The organism is Halostagnicola larsenii XH-48 (assembly GCF_000517625.1).
In the GTDB taxonomy this organism is placed as follows: Archaea; Halobacteriota; Halobacteria; order Halobacteriales; family Natrialbaceae; genus Halostagnicola; species Halostagnicola larsenii.
This window is the reverse complement of the sequence record NZ_CP007059.1, coordinates 12,449-31,088: the sequence shown is the minus strand read 5'-3', so window position 1 is coordinate 31,088 and position 18,640 is coordinate 12,449. Positions and strand designations below refer to the sequence as shown.

Annotated in this window: 16 protein-coding genes; 10 read left to right on the top strand and 6 right to left on the bottom strand. The window is 61.0% G+C overall.

The window, feature by feature from the left end:
• Window positions 1-435: 435 nt before the first annotated feature.
• The 4 genes from HALLA_RS19320 to HALLA_RS19305 form a co-directional block, all read right to left on the bottom strand.
• On the bottom strand, window positions 436-1,386 hold the full coding sequence (locus HALLA_RS19320) for a hypothetical protein (RefSeq protein WP_049955144.1): 951 nt from the start codon (window positions 1,384-1,386) through the stop codon (window positions 436-438).
• Between the two features lie 193 nt (window positions 1,387-1,579).
• A complete protein-coding gene (locus HALLA_RS19315) occupies window positions 1,580-2,905 on the bottom strand; it encodes a GNAT family N-acetyltransferase (RefSeq protein ID WP_049955143.1) in 1,326 nt (441 codons plus the stop codon).
• A 7-nt stretch (window positions 2,906-2,912) separates the two neighbouring features.
• A complete protein-coding gene (gene mct / locus HALLA_RS19310) occupies window positions 2,913-4,133 on the bottom strand; it encodes a succinyl-CoA:mesaconate CoA-transferase (RefSeq protein WP_049955142.1) in 1,221 nt (406 codons plus the stop codon).
• Between the two features lie 74 nt (window positions 4,134-4,207).
• Entirely contained in the window at window positions 4,208-5,998 is a 1,791-nt protein-coding gene (locus HALLA_RS19305) for a hypothetical protein (RefSeq protein ID WP_049955141.1), read from the bottom strand.
• A gap of 576 nt (window positions 5,999-6,574) precedes the next feature.
• On the opposite strand from HALLA_RS19305, the gene HALLA_RS19300 reads away from it, so the two are divergent.
• Together HALLA_RS19300 and HALLA_RS19295 are read left to right on the top strand one after the other, a co-directional pair.
• Window positions 6,575-7,888 (top strand): hypothetical protein, encoded by a 1,314-nt coding sequence (locus HALLA_RS19300; protein ID WP_049955140.1) that lies wholly within the window; start codon window positions 6,575-6,577, stop codon window positions 7,886-7,888.
• A 124-nt stretch (window positions 7,889-8,012) separates the two neighbouring features.
• Window positions 8,013-8,549: a hypothetical protein gene (locus tag HALLA_RS19295; RefSeq protein WP_049955139.1), complete on the top strand. Its 537-nt coding sequence runs from the start codon at window positions 8,013-8,015 to the stop codon at window positions 8,547-8,549.
• Window positions 8,550-8,553: 4 nt separating this feature from the next.
• On the opposite strand, the gene HALLA_RS19290 is transcribed toward HALLA_RS19295, so the two are convergent.
• Both HALLA_RS19290 and HALLA_RS19285 read right to left on the bottom strand, forming a co-directional pair.
• The gene (locus HALLA_RS19290; protein ID WP_049955138.1) at window positions 8,554-9,000 is read right to left on the bottom strand and encodes a helix-turn-helix domain-containing protein; all 447 of its coding nucleotides are present in this window, start codon (window positions 8,998-9,000) and stop codon (window positions 8,554-8,556) included.
• Between the two features lie 164 nt (window positions 9,001-9,164).
• A complete protein-coding gene (locus HALLA_RS19285) occupies window positions 9,165-10,754 on the bottom strand; it encodes an alkaline phosphatase family protein (protein WP_049955137.1) in 1,590 nt (529 codons plus the stop codon).
• Window positions 10,755-11,015: 261 nt separating this feature from the next.
• Here HALLA_RS19285 and HALLA_RS19280 point away from each other — a divergent pair, with 261 nt between their 5' ends.
• The 8 genes from HALLA_RS19280 to HALLA_RS19245 all read left to right on the top strand — a co-directional run bounded on the left by HALLA_RS19280 (window position 11,016) and on the right by HALLA_RS19245 (window position 18,640).
• Window positions 11,016-11,960, top strand: coding sequence for a polysaccharide deacetylase family protein (locus tag HALLA_RS19280; RefSeq protein ID WP_049955136.1), 945 nt, complete (start codon window positions 11,016-11,018; stop codon window positions 11,958-11,960).
• A 159-nt stretch (window positions 11,961-12,119) separates the two neighbouring features.
• A complete protein-coding gene (locus tag HALLA_RS19275) occupies window positions 12,120-13,220 on the top strand; it encodes a Gfo/Idh/MocA family protein (RefSeq protein ID WP_049955135.1) in 1,101 nt (366 codons plus the stop codon).
• The gene (locus HALLA_RS19270) at window positions 13,217-14,239 is read left to right on the top strand and encodes a DUF362 domain-containing protein (RefSeq protein WP_084569148.1); all 1,023 of its coding nucleotides are present in this window, start codon (window positions 13,217-13,219) and stop codon (window positions 14,237-14,239) included. Before HALLA_RS19275 ends, HALLA_RS19270 begins: the two co-directional genes overlap by 4 nt.
• Window positions 14,236-15,204, top strand: a complete 969-nt coding sequence (locus tag HALLA_RS19265) for an NAD-dependent epimerase/dehydratase family protein (protein ID WP_049955134.1) — start codon at window positions 14,236-14,238, stop codon at window positions 15,202-15,204. Before HALLA_RS19270 ends, HALLA_RS19265 begins: the two co-directional genes overlap by 4 nt.
• 225 nt (window positions 15,205-15,429) lie before the next feature.
• Entirely contained in the window at window positions 15,430-16,332 is a 903-nt protein-coding gene (locus HALLA_RS19260; RefSeq protein WP_049955133.1) for a 5-oxoprolinase subunit B family protein, read from the top strand.
• Window positions 16,329-17,333, top strand: coding sequence for a 5-oxoprolinase subunit C family protein (locus HALLA_RS19255; protein ID WP_049955132.1), 1,005 nt, complete (start codon window positions 16,329-16,331; stop codon window positions 17,331-17,333). The genes HALLA_RS19260 and HALLA_RS19255 overlap by 4 nt, the downstream gene beginning before the upstream one ends.
• Before the next feature lie 80 nt (window positions 17,334-17,413).
• Window positions 17,414-17,656 (top strand): acetyl-CoA carboxylase, encoded by a 243-nt coding sequence (locus tag HALLA_RS19250; protein WP_049955131.1) that lies wholly within the window; start codon window positions 17,414-17,416, stop codon window positions 17,654-17,656.
• Window positions 17,657-17,878: 222 nt separating this feature from the next.
• Window positions 17,879-18,640 carry a LamB/YcsF family protein gene (locus HALLA_RS19245; protein ID WP_049955130.1) on the top strand — a complete coding sequence of 254 codons (762 nt, stop codon included), beginning with the start codon at window positions 17,879-17,881 and terminating at the stop codon, window positions 18,638-18,640.

Sequence of the window (18,640 nt, the reverse complement as noted above, 5' to 3'; positions counted from 1 at the left end):
CATACCAGCATAAAGCTTTCCAACGAAATATTTATAAAATTAACTTATACTCACTACTACCGGAACGCTTGTTCAGTATAATTAGCATATCTATTCACGAATTCTAATATTATCGCCCCGTGCGTAACAATCGGTAATATCGTTTTACTCTCGAAACGAGTTCGTCGACTGAACAGTTACGCCCATGAACCAACCGTAATACGCCATTACGTGCCGAAACTGTCCTCACCATCTGTTTGTGCAGTTCGTCGGCTCGGCGAGTGGCGTCCGTTCGGAAGGGTGCTCGAGCGGTGAGAACGTGCGATGGGACTCGAAGGGCAATAGTATCCGACGTACCCTCACGCCGTGGGGACGACTGGTCGAACGAGAAATCGAAACGAAAACGCGGTCGATCAGAACGTACTGCGTGCTACTCCTTCTGGCGACGCCAAACGGTTATTCGCTCCCGCCACTGGCTGCCGCTTCGGGGGAAGTCGGGACCCCGTCCGGAATGACCGCTTCGGGGTTGGTATCGACGCTGTCTCCAAGTTCGACGGTGGAACCGGCCGCTTCCTTGATTCCACCGTTCACACCGGTGTCGTAATCGGTATCGGAGACGACGACGTTCGTTCCCTGACCGTTCGCTCCGGCGACGATCGATTGGCCTTCGCCGTTCATCTCGAGCTGGCAGTTGTCGACTTCGATCGTTCCCGGCGACCACGCCCAGATGCCGCGGCCGCTGAAGCCCTCGCTGTCGACGTAGACGCTGGAGTTGCTGATCGAACTGCCCTCGGTCGCAACTCGGAAGTGCGAAACCCGACAGTTCGCGGCGAAACAGTTGTCGATGTGAACCGTTCCACCGCCAGCGCCGCCAGGTGCGGAGCCGTAGATCGCGTTGTCGGCGAATCCCTGAATGTTGACGTTCTCGAACTCGAGTTGGCCGGAGTGTTCGGGGTTGACCCAGAACGCTGTCTGTCCGTGGCCGGTACTACTGCCGTTGCGCGAGTCGGAGCCGTCGCCGAGATAGACGTTTTCGATGGTGCTTGTCTCGCCACCGGTATCGGCGACGCCGAACGTCGCGGAGCCGGCTCCAGAGGTGTTTTCGCCTTCGAAACCGACGTTTCGTATCGACCAGTTCGACCCTTCGGCGGTGATGATGATGTCTCCGCCGGTCGTCATATCGATGAGCTTGTTTTCCCATGTTTCACCGGAGCCGATCTGGATGGTCTGTCCCTGTGCCTCGATCCGTTCGTACTCCTCGTCGGCCGCTGCCGATCCGACGACACCGATCGAGGCCGTTGCCGTCGCGACCGCCGCGATCGATCGAACGTACGAACGCCGCGTTAATGCCGAATTATCGTCTGTAACTGGAGGGGCCGTCTCGTTAGTGCGGGAATTCTGCGTCATGCATTTTGGAAACACGACCTTGGAGGCATAAATCTTTCCTTAGAGATCTATATTAAATTTACAGATATTCTTTTGTTCAGTGCATATTATACACGATTCAGTGAATACCATCAGATAATGGCAATAAATGGTGACTGTTCAGAACGATGTGTTATCAGCGACTCGAGCGACAGGCCCGGCGAGTGCCTCCAGCTTAACGCGTATCCTGTTCGGCGAACGTGATCGTCCAGTTGGTGGGGTCAGCGATCGCGCGGCCGCCAACTGTCCAGTCGTGACCGCCATCGGAACTGATCGGGTACGTCACTTGGGTCGTCGGCAACGAGACGTGCGAGAGCGGGACAGCGAGATCCGAGTGGAACCCAAACCGGGACAGCAGTGATTCCGGGATTCCGTCGCCGCTTACGGCGAGGAGCGAGTCTTCGCGGCGATCCTCGATGATTCTCGAGAGAAGTGCCCGTAATCCGTCCCGACGGTGTGGGGTCGTCGCGAGCGGAACCACGTCGGTGAGGTTCGTTATCCGCGAGCCGTCCTCGTTGGTCGTTCCAGTAACGATCCCTGCTATCGCCACGCCGTTTCGTCGTGCAACGTAGGCCTCGTAGGACAGGTTCGGATTGCCGAATCGCCACTCGTAGAACGTTTCGGTCCGGTTAGCGTGAATCGTTCCAGGAACCCCATCGCGGTACAACTGGGCGAAGACACTTGCCGGAACTTCGTCGAACCGTTCGACGGAGACGCCTCGAACACCCCGATATCGCGGTTCCCGTGCGCGAAGATATCTCTGTACGAGCGGCGTCGCAGCGCTCGTCAGCGTCGACAGACGCTCCGAGTGGTCCGTCTCGAGCATCGACTCGGGTCGTTGGATGCGATAGTATGTCGGGACCTTCTCGACGATCTCCCACCCGTGTTTGAGACTCCCCGAGAGGGTCGCCGGATTCGGGAAGTTGAAGAACAACTCCGGGTCGCGGTCGCGGTAGTGTTCTTTCATCCGCTCGGTCGTCCGCGAGTAGAGGCCGCGTCGACGGTGGTCGGGATGGACCATGACGTCGGCGGGCTGGTACCCCCTAAACGTCCTGTCCTCGACGCGCAACTCGAGGACGAAACTCGGTTTGGTCCCGACGATCGCTCCCTCGTGGGTCGCGAGCACGATCGGAACGTGATCGACGTAGGGGTTGTCCTCGTACTTCCAGCGGAACCACTCCTCGTCGACCTCGCCGAAGACGAGCTCGTAGAGCTCGAGGAAGCCGTCCCTATCTGCGGGTTCGTAGAGCCGGATTTCGTATGGGTCGTCTTCGTCTCCGCCGCTCGAGCGCTCAAGCCCAGTCCCGTCACTCTCTCGCTGCTCGCCCGCTGACCGGTCACTGTTTCCAGACTCGGCACTCCGTTCGCTCTGTTCGGCTCTTGGTCGTTCACCGGTCCCATCTCGTTCGTCGCTGGGTGCGCTCGGTTCGTCCGCTGATCGCTCGGCTCCGGATCGATCAGTCTCGTGCTTCTCGTCCGTCTGGGGATCGTTCGAGGCCATTCGTACGTTATCTTTCGTGACTGCTACTGTCGGATACCTCGACGCGTTCGGGATAGATTTCTTCGAGTTCCGTTTTGGAGAGCGAATCCGTCTCGAGCAGTTCCGACCGGTGTTCGTCGAGTAACGGCGCTCGATCACCCGGTTCCGGCGGCGTTTTGGTCATCTTGATCGGCGTTCCGGCGATCGTGACGGTTTCATCGGTGTGGGGAAGTTCGGCTTCGACCAGCATCTCTCTGCGCTGAGTGTGTTCACACTCATATACGTCGCTAATATCCTGAACGGGTCCACAGGGGACGTCCCCCTCGAGCGCGGAGAGGACTTCCTCCGTCGTTCGCGTCGATACCCAGTCTTCGATCTCTGCTCTGAGCTGATCCCGGTTCGCCAACCGATCGTTCGCGTGGGGGTAATCGACGACCCATTCAGGTCGTCCCATCGTCTCGCAGAGTCCGCGCCAGTGGTTGTCGCCGAGCGCGGCGATGACGATGTAGCCGTCTTCGGCTTCGAACGCGTTGTAGGGAAACAGGGTGGGATGGGCGTTTCCACGTCGTTTTGGCACCTCACCGGTGTAAGAGTGCTGATAGACCGCCCGCTCTGCGAGGCTCACCATCGCGTCGTACATCGCGGTATCGACGAACTGGCCGACGCCGGTACGGTCCCGGTAGTGGAGCGCCGCGAGGATGTTGACGGTGTGTAACACGCCCGTAAAGATGTCTCCCACGCCGAAGCCGACTTTCGTCGGCGGCCCGTCTTCGTCGCCGGTCTGGTGCATCACGCCACCCAGCGCCTGGGCGACGAGATCGAACGCCGGCTCTGCCTGTTTCGGGCTCGAGCCGGTTCGCGGGTCGCCAAAGCCGCGCATCGACGCGTAGACGAGTTGCGGGTTGATCTCCGCAAGCCGTTCGTACTCGAGCCCGAACTTTTCCATCGTCCCGACCCGGAAGTTTTCGACGACGACGTCGGCTTTTTCGACGAGCGACCGGAAGTCAGCCCTGTCATCTTCCTCGGTGAAGTCCAACTCGAGGCTGCGTTTGCCGCGATTGATACTTTGGAAGTAACCGCCGAACTCGTCGTCCTCGGAGTGAAACGGCGGCGTCTCTCTGACGAAATCGCCACCGGGCGGTTCGATTTTAATGACATCGGCGCCGAGGTCAGCCAGCAACATTGTACCGTACGGGCCACCGAGAACCCTCGTCAAATCCAACACGCGTACGTCCTCAAGAGCAGACATTGTCGTATCAACGGTGGAGGCTGGATTCGGGCTTTGTTATGCACGCGTTTCGTGAGACGCCCTACAGTACGGTCTTATTCACCGTCTGCAGTGATGGCATACATCCTGAACTCGTCGTTGGAGATGACCTTGTTCGCGTTCGGTTCCCGTTCGACTCCCTCGAGTGCCGCCTCGCTGTGGTCGAGTCCGTCGTACACCTCGAGTTCCCGCGTCGTGTCGTACTCCGACACGACGAAATAGTAGTCGTGGCCGTCGTACGCCCCGCTGTAATTTCCGCTTTCGAACTCGGTTTGGTTGACGACTCCGCTCTCGTAGGGCGTCGTGGAAACGCTATCCGACTCGACTCCGTTGATCCCGTGATCGAAGCGGAACGGATCGGCACCGAAGCCAACGTGGGGTCGGTCCTCGACTGCGTGGACGTAGCTCGATTCGTAGCCGTTCATCGCGTCGTCCGTCACGTGCTGGTTCGGCTGATAGATAAGCGGCGAGGCGTAGATAGTCATCAGCCCGAGTATCAGAAACGCCGCGAGCATCGTCGCGACGAGTGCGTTAGCACCCGGCGTCGTGACGACCCTCGAGAGTCCCATCGTCATGTGTGCGATCGCGATTCCGGCCAGGATCGTCAGGACGACGTAGATGAATCCCACTTGCCTGAACGCCATCGTCGGCGTGCCGACGAAGTACACCAGAAACATGCCACCGAGTGGAATCAACGCGAGACCGAAGTACGTACAGAACGCCTTCGTCTCGAGATCGATTTTCGTCCAGCCAAGCCAGACGACGAGCAGGAAGACGCCGACGATCAAGCCGATTATCGCGGCCTCGAGAAACAGTTTGACGAACAGTTCCGCGAGACTGCCGCCGACTTCCGTCAGGGACGCCCCTCGCTGGGTTACCTCCGCACCGGTACCGATGTCTTCGGAGAACACCCCGGCGACGAGTCCGCCGATCGCGTCGCGGAACCGTTCGTTACTGAGCGCCCACGCGCCAGCGAGCAATCCGAGTACACTCGTGTGCGCGTACGTCGTTGGGTGATCGACCATCGGATGGTCCTCGAAGCGCCACCGAGCTAGGTACTGGATCACACTGATCGAGCCGACCAGAACGACGATACTCGCCATCTGTTGCGGGTGGACGAACAGCAATGCGAGGCTGGTGAGTACGAGCAGCGCGCTAAACGGAGAGATTCCGAGCGGAAGCCGCTCGAGGTCGTCCCTCCGTCGCATGTATGCGACCAACGCGAAGAGTACGACCGGTACGAGGAACAACGCGTTCGAGTTCGTGTGTGCGCCCATGTGCGTCCCGATGTTGTTGATCGGCAGGACCACCCACGAGATGATCGCCGCGATGCCGACGGCGAGTGCGTTCCCGGACAGTTCACGAACCGTCAGCGGAACGAAAATCAGGAACGGAACGAAGAACACGATAACCATCAGGAGGACGGATCGCTCGAGCGAGACGCCACCGACGAAATGGATCGCGGATGCAATCGAGTGCAACCCCGGATAGAACAGTTCGTGGGGGAGCAAGGCGCCGTTGACGATGTCCCGCGTCCATCCGAGGTGGGAAAGCGCGTCGCCCGCGCCCGCGAATCGATAGTTCCTGATGAACGGAAGGCCTACGATCGTCGTGACGGCACACGCACCTAACCCGATCGAAATCCCCTGATACCGACCGCGACACGCGATGGTCGTACTGACCGCGATCGCGAGCCCGATCGCCAGTCCGATCCACGTCATCGTCGGCGACGCCGCGTAGATGGACGATTCGTACGCGGATGCGGGATTCGCTCGAGCGACGAGAACAGCCCCAGCCACGGCGAGATACCCGATCGCGAGGACGATATCGAGTGCGGCCCGTTTCATCGTCGATCGCCCGTTTCAATCCGGCGTCTTGTTTCCGTATGGATAGCCATCGTTGGAGAGTCGAACACAGATGACTGGTTTGTTATAGGGATCATACTCGATGATCGTCCGAGCGAGGACAGTCTCTCGAACTCTGATCACTATTTGGCGGGACAGTACAGTTCAGAAACTGATAGCTATCGAATGCGATACCCTGGTATCGACTGGATCGCTCGCCGTTTCTCACGACGCGCTGCTGAGCCAAAGCGGCGCAAACAGCGTCGTCGTCCCGCCGTACTCTCCCCCAATCACCCTTTCCGATCAGTTCGATTCGAGACGGTTCTGCTGTCGATGACATCCATTTCGCTCACCCTGACCGTTCGGTTTCCGTTTGGTTTCAGTTACCGTGAGTTTCCCCCTCGTTACGCCGTCGATTGTATGCCGATACTGCGGCGACTGTAACTCGCCCCATCGAATGCTACGAGCGTCCTTCAAATTCGATGACCGTGCAACAATACTGACGCTTTTTGGTGCCATTCGTGGTTCGTTCTGTCGAATCGAGCCGCAATCTTTCGCTCACCTCACCGCCTTCAATACATGTCCACCATTATAATCGACTCACTAACCGTCACCGACGACACCCTCGAGGCCACGATTCGTCCGTCGAGTGACCTCGAGCGGTTTTTCACCGACGAGCCGTTCCGAACGAGCTACGACTGCACCATCGAAACCGTCCCAGAGGGGGTCCTCGCTATCCCAGTCCTCGCGCACGTCTGTCCCGTCGCGTGGGCCCAGGGGGCTGACGTGTACGTCGACGAGGTCGACGCCTCGTTCGCACGAGCCGTAGAGGACGTCAAAGCCTCCTTGCTTTCGATGTACGACTTTCTCGAGGGCGGCACGCTGTACGCGCGAAACACGACGACCGTCGATCCGCCATCGAGCGGCCAGTCCGGGCTCTTGTTCACCGGCGGCGTCGATTCGACCGCCTCGTACGTCCGCCACCGAGCGGCCGAACCCACACTGATTAGCATCAGAGGATGGACGATCACGCCCGACGCACGCGACGACGAGGACTGGAATCATCTTCGCGCGCGCGTTGAAGGCTTCGCCGACGAGCGCGACCTCGAGACGGCCTTCGTCGAATCGAACATGCTCTCGGCGCTCGATCACCCGATGTTGCTGGCCCACTACAAACGCCACGTCGACGGCGCGTGGTACAGCTCCGTCGGCCACGGACTCGGCCTGCTCGGGCTCTGTGCCCCCATGGCCTACGCGCGCGGGATCGAGGATCTGTACGTCGCCGCAACCCACTGGGAGGGCATCGACCTCGAGTGGGGCTCTCGGCCGGATATCGACGACTACGTCCGCTGGACGGGCACCCAGTGTCACCACGACTGTTACGACCTCACCCGGCAGGACCGACTCGAGCTAATCGCGTCCTACGTCGAGGACCGTCGCTCCGACCCGGACGCCTCCAGGCTCGAGCTACAGACCTGCAACGCCCGAATGGACGGAAACTGCGGGGAATGCGAAAAGTGCTATCGCACCGCCGTCGGACTCCGACTGGCGGGTCTCGAGCCGTCCGCCCACGGGTATCCGTTCGCGGACGAGGACTACCACGACATCCGATCGTCGTTCGAAAACGGCGACTGGATCCTGGGACTCGACGAACGGTACATGTGGGAAGACATTCGGGACGCGGTTCGCGAAACCGAGCCCTCGAGCCCCGCCGAACGGGCCTTCTTCGCGTGGCTCTCGGATGCCGACCTCGACGCGCTGGTCGCGGAGTCGGGGTCGCCGCTTCACCATCGACTTCTCCGGGCCGGCGCTCGAAACGCCCCGAACGGCGTATACAATACGGTTTATCCCGTCTGGAACGCGGCGAAGGCGGGTGCTCGACGGGTGCGGTGAGCTAGGTGGCGCTGCCGGATAGATCGCTTTGCGCTCGTTAGCTTCTGCCAATCCCTGAACTGCGCTGCAGTCGTCTCTGAACAGCACCGTCCAATTTTATGTTAGTGTGCGATCAATTCGTCTCATGAACACGTTTCAACGTGAGCACTACCGCGGGAGCGAACTCTTTTTCGCCGCCCTTCTCAGTGGTTGTCTCACGTTTTCGGTTTCGTGGATGATTCTCGAAACGAATTTGCCAAGCGGAAGGGTGGACACGCTACTCGAGTCGGTTCTTTTTGTACTTATCTACGCCGTCCCTGTCGGGTTGTCCGCCTGGCTTGTGTGGCGGACGAGCGCTTCCTGGACGAATCTAGCAGGTATTGGTGGAATTTCCGCGGTCGTGTTTCTGAGTACCTTCTTTCTCAACTCCGAACTCATCTTCCTTCTTTCGTTCCTGCTGTTTGCCCTTCCGGCGTTCGTCGTCGGGCGAGTGTCAGGCGGTCTCTTTCCTGCTATTGTCTGTACATACCTCCCAGTCGGGGGACTCCTCTTTGCGGTACCGCTCGGACAATTGGGATCAGTAACCCTCTTGGATCGCGTGAGTACTGCAGTGTTTTTCGGCGTGCCCGTCGTAGGTTTCGCCTGTCTCTGCTACCTTGCTGGCAGGAAAACGGGTCAGTAACTGCCTAGTTCTCGTACTCGTCGGTGATCGTCGCCTCCTCCTCTACCAGTTTTTCGATTCCGGTTTTGATCCCGTAGGTAAGGATCGTTTCGCCGAGATTGGTGAGCACGTAGTACGAGTACGGATCTTCGGTCCCCGTATTCGGGTCCCGTCGATTTCGAACGAGCGCGCATCGTTTGAGCTTTCGGAGATAGTAGTGAAGCTCGTTGCCGTCGCGATCGAGCGCGTCGGAGAGTTCGCCGGCGCTGAGACGTTCCGCCTCGCTCAACGCACAGAGGATACTAAACGCCGGTTCCGAGGATGCGACGTCGTACATCTCGAGGTACTCCTCGAGGGTGAAGAGACTGTCCTCGGGGAGATCGATGCCGAGAGGCGAGTCCGTCTCGTGGCCCCCGCTATCTTCGTCCCGGAGGATGCCGCCGTCGGCTCGAATATCGCGTTGATTGCTCATGGTGGTTGTCGTGGTTTTGGCGGTTGTGGCGGGCGTCCGTTCAAACGGACGGTCCCAACCATATTAATGATATTTACTTCGGTTGGTGTGGATCTTACATTGATCTCGCTGCAGTTCGAGTCCCCATCATAATCAGTACCTCCGCTTGTGCCTCGAGCGCGAACTCACTCCATGTATCCCAGGCCCTTGAGACGGTCCTCGACGTCGGTAAAGTCGTCGTCGACCGCCTCGCCGTTCGTCGAGCGCGTCACGTCGGAGCGCTCTACTTTGGTCCGAGATGCCGTCGCATCGTCGCGGAACGCATCGAAGAGCACTCGTCCGTCCGCGTTCGCGGGGACGGGTTCGCCGATTCCGTGGAGAAGCGTCGGGGCGACGTCGACGACGCGCGCGCCCCGGAGTTCGCCGCCGGGTTCGATCGACGGCCCGCGACAGAGCATGATACCCGTACTTCGGTGGCTCGCAGCCGTCACCCCGGTGTCGCCGAAGGGTTCGTCGGTGATCGAGTTTCGCGATTCGTAGCCGTCTTTTCCGTTGACGATGAAGTTCGGCGATTCGGGGTCGTTGGGGAACAGATCGTCGCCGTCGAAGACGCGGAGTACGTGTTCACCGCTCTCGGTAGTGACCGATTCGAAGAGGTCCATCAATTCCGCTTTCAACGCGGGGACGTCGGCCGGCTCGACGATGCCCTTTTCGAACCGCTCGGTATCGTTGATGTAACAGTTTCCGGCGTCGTGGACGAACGCGACGGTCCGCTCGTAGTCGACGTCGTATAGCGCGTGTTCGCCCGGGATCTGCTGGGCGACGGAATCGACGAGCGTCCGCGGGAGCGTCTGGACGAGCATCTCTTCGGAGATACCGACCCGATTGAGCACCTGCCTGACGTTGCTCCGGGAGATACCCAGACTCGCGAGCGCGCCTCGAGTGCCCTCGTCTTCCTTCCTGTAGAGATAGCCCGCCTCCTCGAGGATGTGGTTGACGTAGACGAGTTCGTCGATCCGACCGAAGCCGTGATCGGAGACGACGTAGAGATCAGCGTCGTGTTCGTCCGTGTAGTCCATCACCTCCCCGAGCATGTCGTCGAGTTTCTTGTAGTGGGCAAGCAGCATGTCCATGTCCCAGACGAGGTGCTGGAACCGATCGGGTGCCGTGTACACGAAAAAGAACAGCTGCCAGTCCTCGGCGCGTTCCATCTGGAGGCGCATGAGAGAACGCCGTTTCTCGAGGATGTCGTTGACGGCGATTTCGAACTCGTCGAGTCGGTCGGCGTACTCCGGATAGTTGAGGCTGATTTGGTAGTCGGGAATGCGGCGCGTGACCTCGTCGCCGAACTCCGGCGGGTGCGTAAATTCGTTCTCGGTCGACGGCGTCATCATCCCCGTCACCATCGTCCCGTCGATTTCGGTCGCTGGGTACGTCAACGGAACGTTACCAACGTGGGCCGGCGACAGTTGCTCCCAGAGTGGCGGTTGTTTGCAGTCCCGACTCGTATACATTTCGTGAGAGTACGAACTCGAGAGGTTCTGAAAGCCGTAAATGCCGTGTTTGTCGGGCCAGACGCCGGTTGCGATCGAGGGCCATGCGAGCGGCGTCGTCGGGGGACGGGTGCTCTCGAGGGTCCCCGCCGCGCCCTCCGTGCGCATCCGCTCGAAGTTGGGTAACTCGCCGTCGTCTGTCCATCGTTCGATGAGTCTCCACGGAACGCCGTCGAGACCGAGTACGAACGCTCGCTGAGATGTCGGAGTGTGTCCGCTCATGATTGGTACTGAGGCGTCACTAACGCCCGCTGTGGATGTGGTATCGAGACGACCGTTTTGTTATGTGTCGGTTGCACCGAGAAACCCCCGTGAACGCGTGATATTTCGGTAATCGAACCGTTCGCATGAAGCCGATCGATTCTCGTCTGCGGGTCCCGTTTGCCCGCGACCCGCGCCGGTCAACGTTCGGTGGCGACAAGTTCTCCATAACAATACCACCGGGCGGGAACGAACTGCTATGAATCTCGGTTGGTGGAGTGAATGGGAACGGTCGTAATCTCGCTCGACGCGGAGCTCGGCTGGGGGTTCCACGACCTCGAGTCCCCGCCTCAGCATCGCGTCGAATCCGGTCGAAGCGGCTGGCAGGCGATGCTCGATTCGCTCGCCGAATACGATATTCCGGCGACCTGGGCGGTCGTCGGCCACCTGATGCTCGAGTCCTGTGACGGCGAACACGCCGATCACCCCGCACCGGCGGGCTGGTTCGAGCGCGAACGGACTGCGTGGCGCGATCGTCCCGACCTCCGGTTCGGGAGGGACCTCGTCGAGGGAATTCTCGAGGCCGAACCCGACCACGAGTTCGCGAGTCACTCGTTTTCGCACGTCTTGTTCGACGATCCGGCTACCTCAAGGTCGCTCGCCGACGCGGAGATCGCTCGAAGCGTCGAGATCGCAGCCGAGTGGGGCCAGACCGTCGATTCGTTTATCTACCCGCGAAACGCCGTCGGTCATCGGGACGTGCTGGCAGAGCACGGAATCACCGCCTACCGAGGGCGATCACCGACGGCCGACGGGGCTCGCGGCGTCGTCGATTCGGTGCTCACGGACAGATCCATGCTGGTGGAACCCTCGATCGACGAGTACGGACTGGTAAACATCCCGGCCTCGTTGTTTTGTTTCGGCTTCGAAGGCTCCGCCAGGACGATCGCCGAGTCGGTGTGGGCTGACCCGATGGTCGTCGTCGCCAGACGCGGTATCGATCAGGCGGCCCACGGCGATGGCGTCTTCCACATGTGGCTTCATCCGAATAACCTTACACACGAGCGCGACGACCGACGGATGCGGGCGATCCTCGAGTACGTCGATCGGCGTCGCCGCGAGACGGACCTGACTGTCGAAACCATGGGCGACATCGCGAGCCGGTTTCGTGAGTCAGCGCCGATAGCCCAACCCAGTCCCGCAGCGTATTCGCAGTCGGGTCCGTAAGCGACTGATCCCGGTTTTCGATCTTTTCGTCTCGAGTGCGGTTCCGGACTGAGTCCCGTTTCGTAGCCGCCGATAGTTGGTGGAAATAGGCACCTACCACCGATCGATGAACGGTAAGCGAGCGATAACAAAGCCCGCTGGCGGTCCGTTCTCGAGGAGATGCGCGATTTCATTCGACGCCGATTATCGGGCTCCGATTCGCTTCGCCTCGGAGTGCTGGGAGTCGGCAACATTGGCACTGTACACCTCAAGTCGGCGCTCGCGATGTCGGGCGTCGACGTCGTCGCGGCCGCCGATACGATACCGGAAAATCGAGACAAGGCCGACGCCGCGGGTGCGACCCGCGTGTACGACGACTACACTACGCTGCTTGAGGCGGAAACGCTCGATGCGGTAGTCGTCGCGTTGCCGCCGTTCCTTCACCGGGACGCGGTCGAAACCGCGGCGAACGTCGGCGTCGACGTCTTCGTCGAAAAACCGTTCGCCCGATCGACGGCGGAGGCCGACGAGATGCTCGAGGCGGCCGCGGACGCCGGGATCCGCGTCGGCGTCGATCACACGTTGCGCTACCAACCCGACCTCGTTGGACTCAAAGGGGCCTACGAGGACGGCGCGGTGGGCCACGTTCCGCACGCATCGATGGTTCGCGTGAACGACGGTCCGCTGGGTCGGCCGCCAGTCGAAGCGGCTCCGCCCGCCTGGCCGCTCGATCCCGAGGCCACCGGCGGCGGGTCGCTGATGGAACTGGGCGTCCACTGTTTCGACTACCTCGAGTGGACGTTCGGGCCGCTCGAGATCCGGGATGCGATGGTCGATTCGACGCTCGATGTTCCCGTTGAGGACGCAGCGACCATCCTTCTCGAGGCCTCGGAGACGGGGACTGCCATCACGCTGCACTGTGGCTCCTACCAGTGGGAGGAACTGCCGGAAGTGAACACCAACGTTCGCCTCGAGGGGATCACGGGAACGATCGAAAGCGCGGAGTACGTCCCGTCGAACTTCTACGGGAGCGCCGCGCTCTCGGCAATATCGAACGTTCTGAGCCGCTTCACCGGCGGCGAACCGGACGTCTACGGCCCGACGTTCTATCTGCAGGCCCACTACGACGCCCTCGAGGACTTCGTGGCGTCGATCCGCGCGGACGAGACCCCGCCTGTAACCGGTGAGGACGGCCGGCGGACCCTCGAAATGGTCGAGACGGCGTACGAATTCGCAGACGACGACCGTGTGGAAACCGACGCCCTGGAGGTGGTTTCATGAGCGAGGCTCGCTCGTTGACGGTCATCGGCGAGTCCGTCGAACGGGGCCGTCACGGGGCCGGCGTCAGTGTCGCTGGAGACGGGGTGACGACGGGGGTATCCCGATCTGGACCGCGCGGATCCCACTGGACGTCGGACATCGATACACGAATGGCCCGACTCGAGCAACCAGTTCGGGACCTGATCGGCCCGGTCGACGACTCGCTGGCCGAGGCCGACGAGATAACCATCGTTCCCGACGTTCACTACCCGTTTCACCCCTCGACGGGCATGGTTACGGACCCCGCCGTCATTGGTGCGGTCACAACCTATCTCGGCGGCGAGACTTCGAGCAACCTCGTAGTCGCCGGTTCGAGCGACGACTCGATCGATTTCGACCGAACGGCCGCCTATCTCGGCTATACGGCGATCGAGGAACGCTTCGACTGCCGGTTGCACGATCTTTCGACCGAGCGGGACTCCCGGATCACCGTTTCCCTTCCCGACCGGTCGGAGACCATCGAGCTTTCGGTTCCGGACTCGCTGCTCGAGAACCCGGTCGTGGTCGTTCCGACGCTCCGTCCCGTCGAAGCGGGACCGGTCGCCGGCGTCATGCGGACGCTCGGCTGCCACGTCGAATCCGGCGTCGAAGGCCGGGAGATTTCGGCGGCACTTCGAGCCCGTGCGGCAGTGAACGCGATCGACCCTGACCTGTCGATTCTCGACGCGACGACGGCGTTCGCCGGGGAACCGTTCGCTGCGGAGACACTGTTTACGGGCGAGGCGATCGCGCTCGATACGATCGGTACGACACTGCTCGGACGCGACGTCAACGACGACGAGGCGCTATCGGCAGAACTCGGGCCGGGCACGTCGTCAGTTCGAGTCTCCGGCTGTGATTTCGATTCCCTCCGGAATCGCGTTCCGTCGGGCGGGTTGCCGCCGCGGACCTCGACCCACCCCGCCGTTTCGGTCGCCTACGGGCTGTACGCGATGGTGAGCGGCGACGCCGTTCCACCCCAGCTCGAGGTGGACCGATGACGAAAACGGCCGCAGTCACGGGTGCGACGGGCTTTCTCGGGACCCACCTCTGCGAGCGACTCCTCGCTGACGGCTGGACGGTTCGCGGGCTCTCGCGACCGACATCGGATCGAGGGGACCTCGAGGCACCCGTCGAATGGTACGTCGGTGACCTGTTCGACGACGCGACACTTCGCTCGCTCGTCGACGGAACGGACGCCGTCTTCCACTTAGCCGGCATCGGCCTCTGGAGCGGCGACGCGGCGACGGTCGAGCGGGTCAACGCGGATGGAACGAGCCGACTCATCGATGCGTGTCGACACGGGGAGACGTCGGCGGGCAAACTCGTGTTCACGAGCACGGCCGGAACCAGACGGCCGTCGACCGAGGGCGACATCGCGGACGAAACCGATTACGCCCCGCCCGTAGGCGCCTATCAGTCCTCGAAAGCCGAGGCGGAAGTGCTCGTGGACAACTACGCGAGCACCGTCGGCGAGGCCGTTACCGTCCATCCGACCTCGATATTCGGCCCCGGCGACGAGACGTTCACCGCACAGCTGCTCGCGATGGCGACCGATCCGACGATGTTCGTCTACCTCCCCGGCGGGCTGAGCATCGTCGGGGTGACGGACGTCGTCGACGGCATCGTGGCCGCGTACGAACGCGGCGAAAACGGCGGGCACTACATCCTGGGGGGCGAGAACCTCACGCTCGAGCAGGCGATCTCCCGTATCGCACACTGTACGGGTGGCCATCGTGCACCCCTCGAGGTACCGTCGGCGGCGATTCACGCCGCCGGTCCCGTGGCCGAGACGGTCGGTGCGGTCGCTGGCGTGAGAATGTTCCCCTTCGACCGAGATATGGCCCGCCTGGCGACCAAGCGCCTGTACTACACCTCGAGAAAGGCCCGTGACGAGCTCGGATACGACTACGAACCGCTCGAGGAACACGTTCCAAACGCGATGGCGTGGTATCGGTCCTTGTAAGTGGACAGTCTCCTTGTTCTTTTGATCCGACTCGTCGACTTTCACGACGCAGGGTGTCGTGGATTTTCGGTAACGGTGGACCGCGGTTGCACGTCACCGATGTCGGTCGTTTGCTCGATCGTTCACTCCCACTGAGAAAATCGTACCATATTCGAAACAATCCAGAAACATTGACTTCAGACCAATATTTATTACTCATTGTGTGTTGAATTGGCATCCCACAGCATGGCACCCGAGCAAATCACCCCGGTCGAGCTTCCCGACCCTCGATACGAGTACGGAGCCGACGACTTCGTCTTCGTCGAACTCGCGGAAGCGATGAGTTTTACCGCCAATTTCAAGGCGATGGCGATCACCCAGCAGGTCGCCCAACAGGAGATCGACGGCGTCGTCGAGAACTGTCCCGGCAACGCCTCGTACATGCTTCGGATCGATCCCGAAATTATTCACCCCGACGACCTGATCGCGCGACTGCAAACGATCGAATCGGAGATCGATCTCGAGGAGTACGAGTGGGAAACGCGCGTCATCGACGTTCCCGTCCTGTTCGAAGACCCGTGGACCCACGAAACGCTCATGGAGTTTCGAGACCGGCATCAGGACCCCGATGGAACCGACCTCGAGTACTCCGCACAGTTAAACGGTTTCGACTCCGTCGCCGCGTTCCTCGAGGCGTTCGTCGGCGCGCCGCACATGGTCACGATGGTCGGGTTCGTTCCGGGCCTCCCGTGGTGTTTTCAGATGGTTCCGCGAAGCGAGCAACTCGAGGTCCCGAAGTACGTCGAACCGCGCACCGATACGCCGAGTCGCGCGGTCGGGTTCGGGGGTGCGTTTTCCGTCATCTATCCGGTGCAGGGAGCCGGCGGGTACCAGCTATACGGACGCACGCCGGTCGAGGTCCTCGACGTCGATCAGGAGCTTCCGGACTTCGCGGAATCGATCGTCTTCCCGAACCCCGGCGACATTCTGAACTATCGCGCCATAGACCGCGCGGAGTACGACGCGATCCGCGAGGAGGTCGAAGCCGGAACGTACGAGTACACATACGATCGAGTCGAGTTCTCTCCCGACGAGTTCTTCGCCGATCCACACGCGTACAACGATCAACTCGTGGAGGGGATCCGATGATCGAGATCCGCGAGGGCGGCATCTCGAGTACGGTACAGGACCTCGGTCGGTCCGGCAACTATCACATCGGAATGCCGCCGTCGGGCGCGATGGATCCGTACGCACACAGCGTCGCGAACTTCCTCGTCGGAAACGACGCCGGGGCGGCGACGATCGAGATGACCTACCAGGGGATCACGGCGACGTTTCGGGAGGACGCCGTTATCGCGATCACGGGTGCGGACATGTCCCCAAGCGTCGACGGCGAGCCGATCGGCATGTGGGAGACGGTCGCCGTGTCGGCGGGCGACGAACTCGAGGTGTCGTTCGCGACCGACGGCGCTCGGGCCTACCTCGCCGTCGCCGGCGGGATCGACGTTCCGGAGGTGATGGGCAGCCGATCGACCTACACCCTCGTCGGAATCGGCGGCCACGAGGGTCGCGGACTCGAGGCGGGCGATCGGCTCGCGATCGGTGCCGACGACGCGGACTCGAATGAGCGCGACGGCAGCGGCGACCCGGAGGAACTGGTCGGGACCGAACTGCCCGCGGAGTACGTTCCGGACTACGCCGAGGAAGATACCGTCCGAATCGTCCTCGGGCTGACGGACTACCGGCTCACCGACGAGGCCAAGGAAACACTGTGTGACGCCGAGTGGACGATATCTCCCGAGGCCGATCGAACCGGGTACCGACTCGAGGGGCCGGACCTCGAGTTCAAAGAGCGCGAACAACCGTTCGGTGCCGGGACGAACCCTTCGAACGTCGTCGACCTGGGGTATCCGGTCGGATCGATTCAGGTGCCCCAGAAACCCATCGTCCTCATGCAGGACGCGGTGACGGGCGGGGGTTACGCGACGGTCGGTACCGTTATCAGCGTCGACCGGGGTCTGCTCGCACAGCGCCAAACCCACAAGACGGTCGCGTTCGAGCCGGTCGACGTGGAGGCGGCTCTTTCGGCCCGAGCCGAGCGCAACGACCGACTCGAGGAAATCGAGTCCGAGATCTCGGGTGATCATTGAGTCCACCCAAACGATATAGTTTGAACGGTACGCAGAACAAAGAGTATAATTGAAACTGAATCCAACATAAACTAACAACAATGACTGACACCACCACCATCAACTCGCCGATGCCGGGCGTCTTCTACCGACGACCGGATCCGGACGAAGAACTGTTCGTCGAAGTGGGCGACCGGGTCGAGCAAGGAGAGACGATCGGCCTCGTCGAAGTAATGAAGAACTTTCACGACATCGAGGCGCCGAAGGCGGGAACCATCACCGAGTTCCACGTCGAAAACGAAGGCGAGATCGAAGCCGATCAGGCGATCGCAACGCTCGAGTGACCGTCGACTCGAGCACCGATCTGCTGACTGACATACCTCAAGTGTCGTGACCGCCAACCGCAATCCGAACGAAGCTCATCGATTGGGTAACATTCCATTACCCGGAGAAATACTCCGTTTGGTACGAAAACAATCGAAAAACACGGACCAGGTCCGATATATCGCGGAACGCCTGTTTACGTCGACACAAGCTATATTGCCGTTTGCGTTCGAGAAATGAGTATGGTATGGATTGACATCAACTGCGATATGGGCGAGAGCTTCGGGAACTGGCGGATGGGCAACGACGAGGGGGTCATGCCCTACATCACGTCGGCGAACATCGCCGGCGGCTACCACGCGGGCGATCCCCACGTCATGCGCGAAACCGTCGAACTCGCCGCCGAACACGGCGTCGAGATCGGCGTCCACCCCGGGCTGCCGGATAAGATGGGGTTCGGACGGCGAACGATGGATGCGAGTCCCGAGGAACTCCGCGATTACGTCGTCTATCAACTCGGGGCGCTGATGGGATTCGCCCGTCGTCACGGCGCGACCGTCCAGCACGTCAAACCCCACGGCGCGATGTACTCGATGCTTTCGGACAGCGACGAGCACGCCCGCGCCGTGATGGAAGGCATGCTCGAGGTCGACCCGGATCTCATCTATCTCGCGACCGATATGAACATCTACGAGGTCGCACAGGATGTCGAGGGCCTGCAGGCCGTCTTCGAGGGGTACATCGACCTCGACTACCGGGCCGATCGGTCGCTGATCGTCGAAAAGGAGGTCGACGAGCGAGATCCGGAACTCGTCGCCGACAGGTTCGTCTCGATCGCGACGGAGGGAGTCGTCGAAGCCGAAAACGGCGAACAGATCGACGTTCCCGCTGACAGCATCTGCATTCACGGCGACAACCCCAACGCCGTCGAAATCCTCGAGGCGATTCACGACCGACTCGACGAACACGATATCCAACTCGCCTCGCTGCCCGAGGTCGTCTGA

Excerpts from the sequence above, each read along its gene's own strand:
- HALLA_RS19320 (WP_049955144.1), bottom strand. The coding sequence starts at position 1,386 with ATGACGCAGAATTCCCGCACTAACGAGACGGCCCCTCCAGTTACAGAC.
- HALLA_RS19315 (WP_049955143.1), bottom strand. The coding sequence starts at position 2,905 with ATGGCCTCGAACGATCCCCAGACGGACGAGAAGCACGAGACTGATCGA.
- mct (WP_049955142.1), bottom strand. The coding sequence starts at position 4,133 with ATGTCTGCTCTTGAGGACGTACGCGTGTTGGATTTGACGAGGGTTCTC.
- HALLA_RS19305 (WP_049955141.1), bottom strand. The coding sequence starts at position 5,998 with ATGAAACGGGCCGCACTCGATATCGTCCTCGCGATCGGGTATCTCGCC.
- HALLA_RS19300 (WP_049955140.1), top strand. The coding sequence starts at position 6,575 with ATGTCCACCATTATAATCGACTCACTAACCGTCACCGACGACACCCTC.
- HALLA_RS19295 (WP_049955139.1), top strand. The coding sequence starts at position 8,013 with ATGAACACGTTTCAACGTGAGCACTACCGCGGGAGCGAACTCTTTTTC.
- HALLA_RS19290 (WP_049955138.1), bottom strand. The coding sequence starts at position 9,000 with ATGAGCAATCAACGCGATATTCGAGCCGACGGCGGCATCCTCCGGGAC.
- HALLA_RS19285 (WP_049955137.1), bottom strand. The coding sequence starts at position 10,754 with ATGAGCGGACACACTCCGACATCTCAGCGAGCGTTCGTACTCGGTCTC.
- HALLA_RS19280 (WP_049955136.1), top strand. The coding sequence starts at position 11,016 with ATGGGAACGGTCGTAATCTCGCTCGACGCGGAGCTCGGCTGGGGGTTC.
- HALLA_RS19275 (WP_049955135.1), top strand. The coding sequence starts at position 12,120 with ATGCGCGATTTCATTCGACGCCGATTATCGGGCTCCGATTCGCTTCGC.
- HALLA_RS19270 (WP_084569148.1), top strand. The coding sequence starts at position 13,217 with ATGAGCGAGGCTCGCTCGTTGACGGTCATCGGCGAGTCCGTCGAACGG.
- HALLA_RS19265 (WP_049955134.1), top strand. The coding sequence starts at position 14,236 with ATGACGAAAACGGCCGCAGTCACGGGTGCGACGGGCTTTCTCGGGACC.
- HALLA_RS19260 (WP_049955133.1), top strand. The coding sequence starts at position 15,430 with ATGGCACCCGAGCAAATCACCCCGGTCGAGCTTCCCGACCCTCGATAC.
- HALLA_RS19255 (WP_049955132.1), top strand. The coding sequence starts at position 16,329 with ATGATCGAGATCCGCGAGGGCGGCATCTCGAGTACGGTACAGGACCTC.
- HALLA_RS19250 (WP_049955131.1), top strand. The coding sequence starts at position 17,414 with ATGACTGACACCACCACCATCAACTCGCCGATGCCGGGCGTCTTCTAC.
- HALLA_RS19245 (WP_049955130.1), top strand. The coding sequence starts at position 17,879 with ATGGTATGGATTGACATCAACTGCGATATGGGCGAGAGCTTCGGGAAC.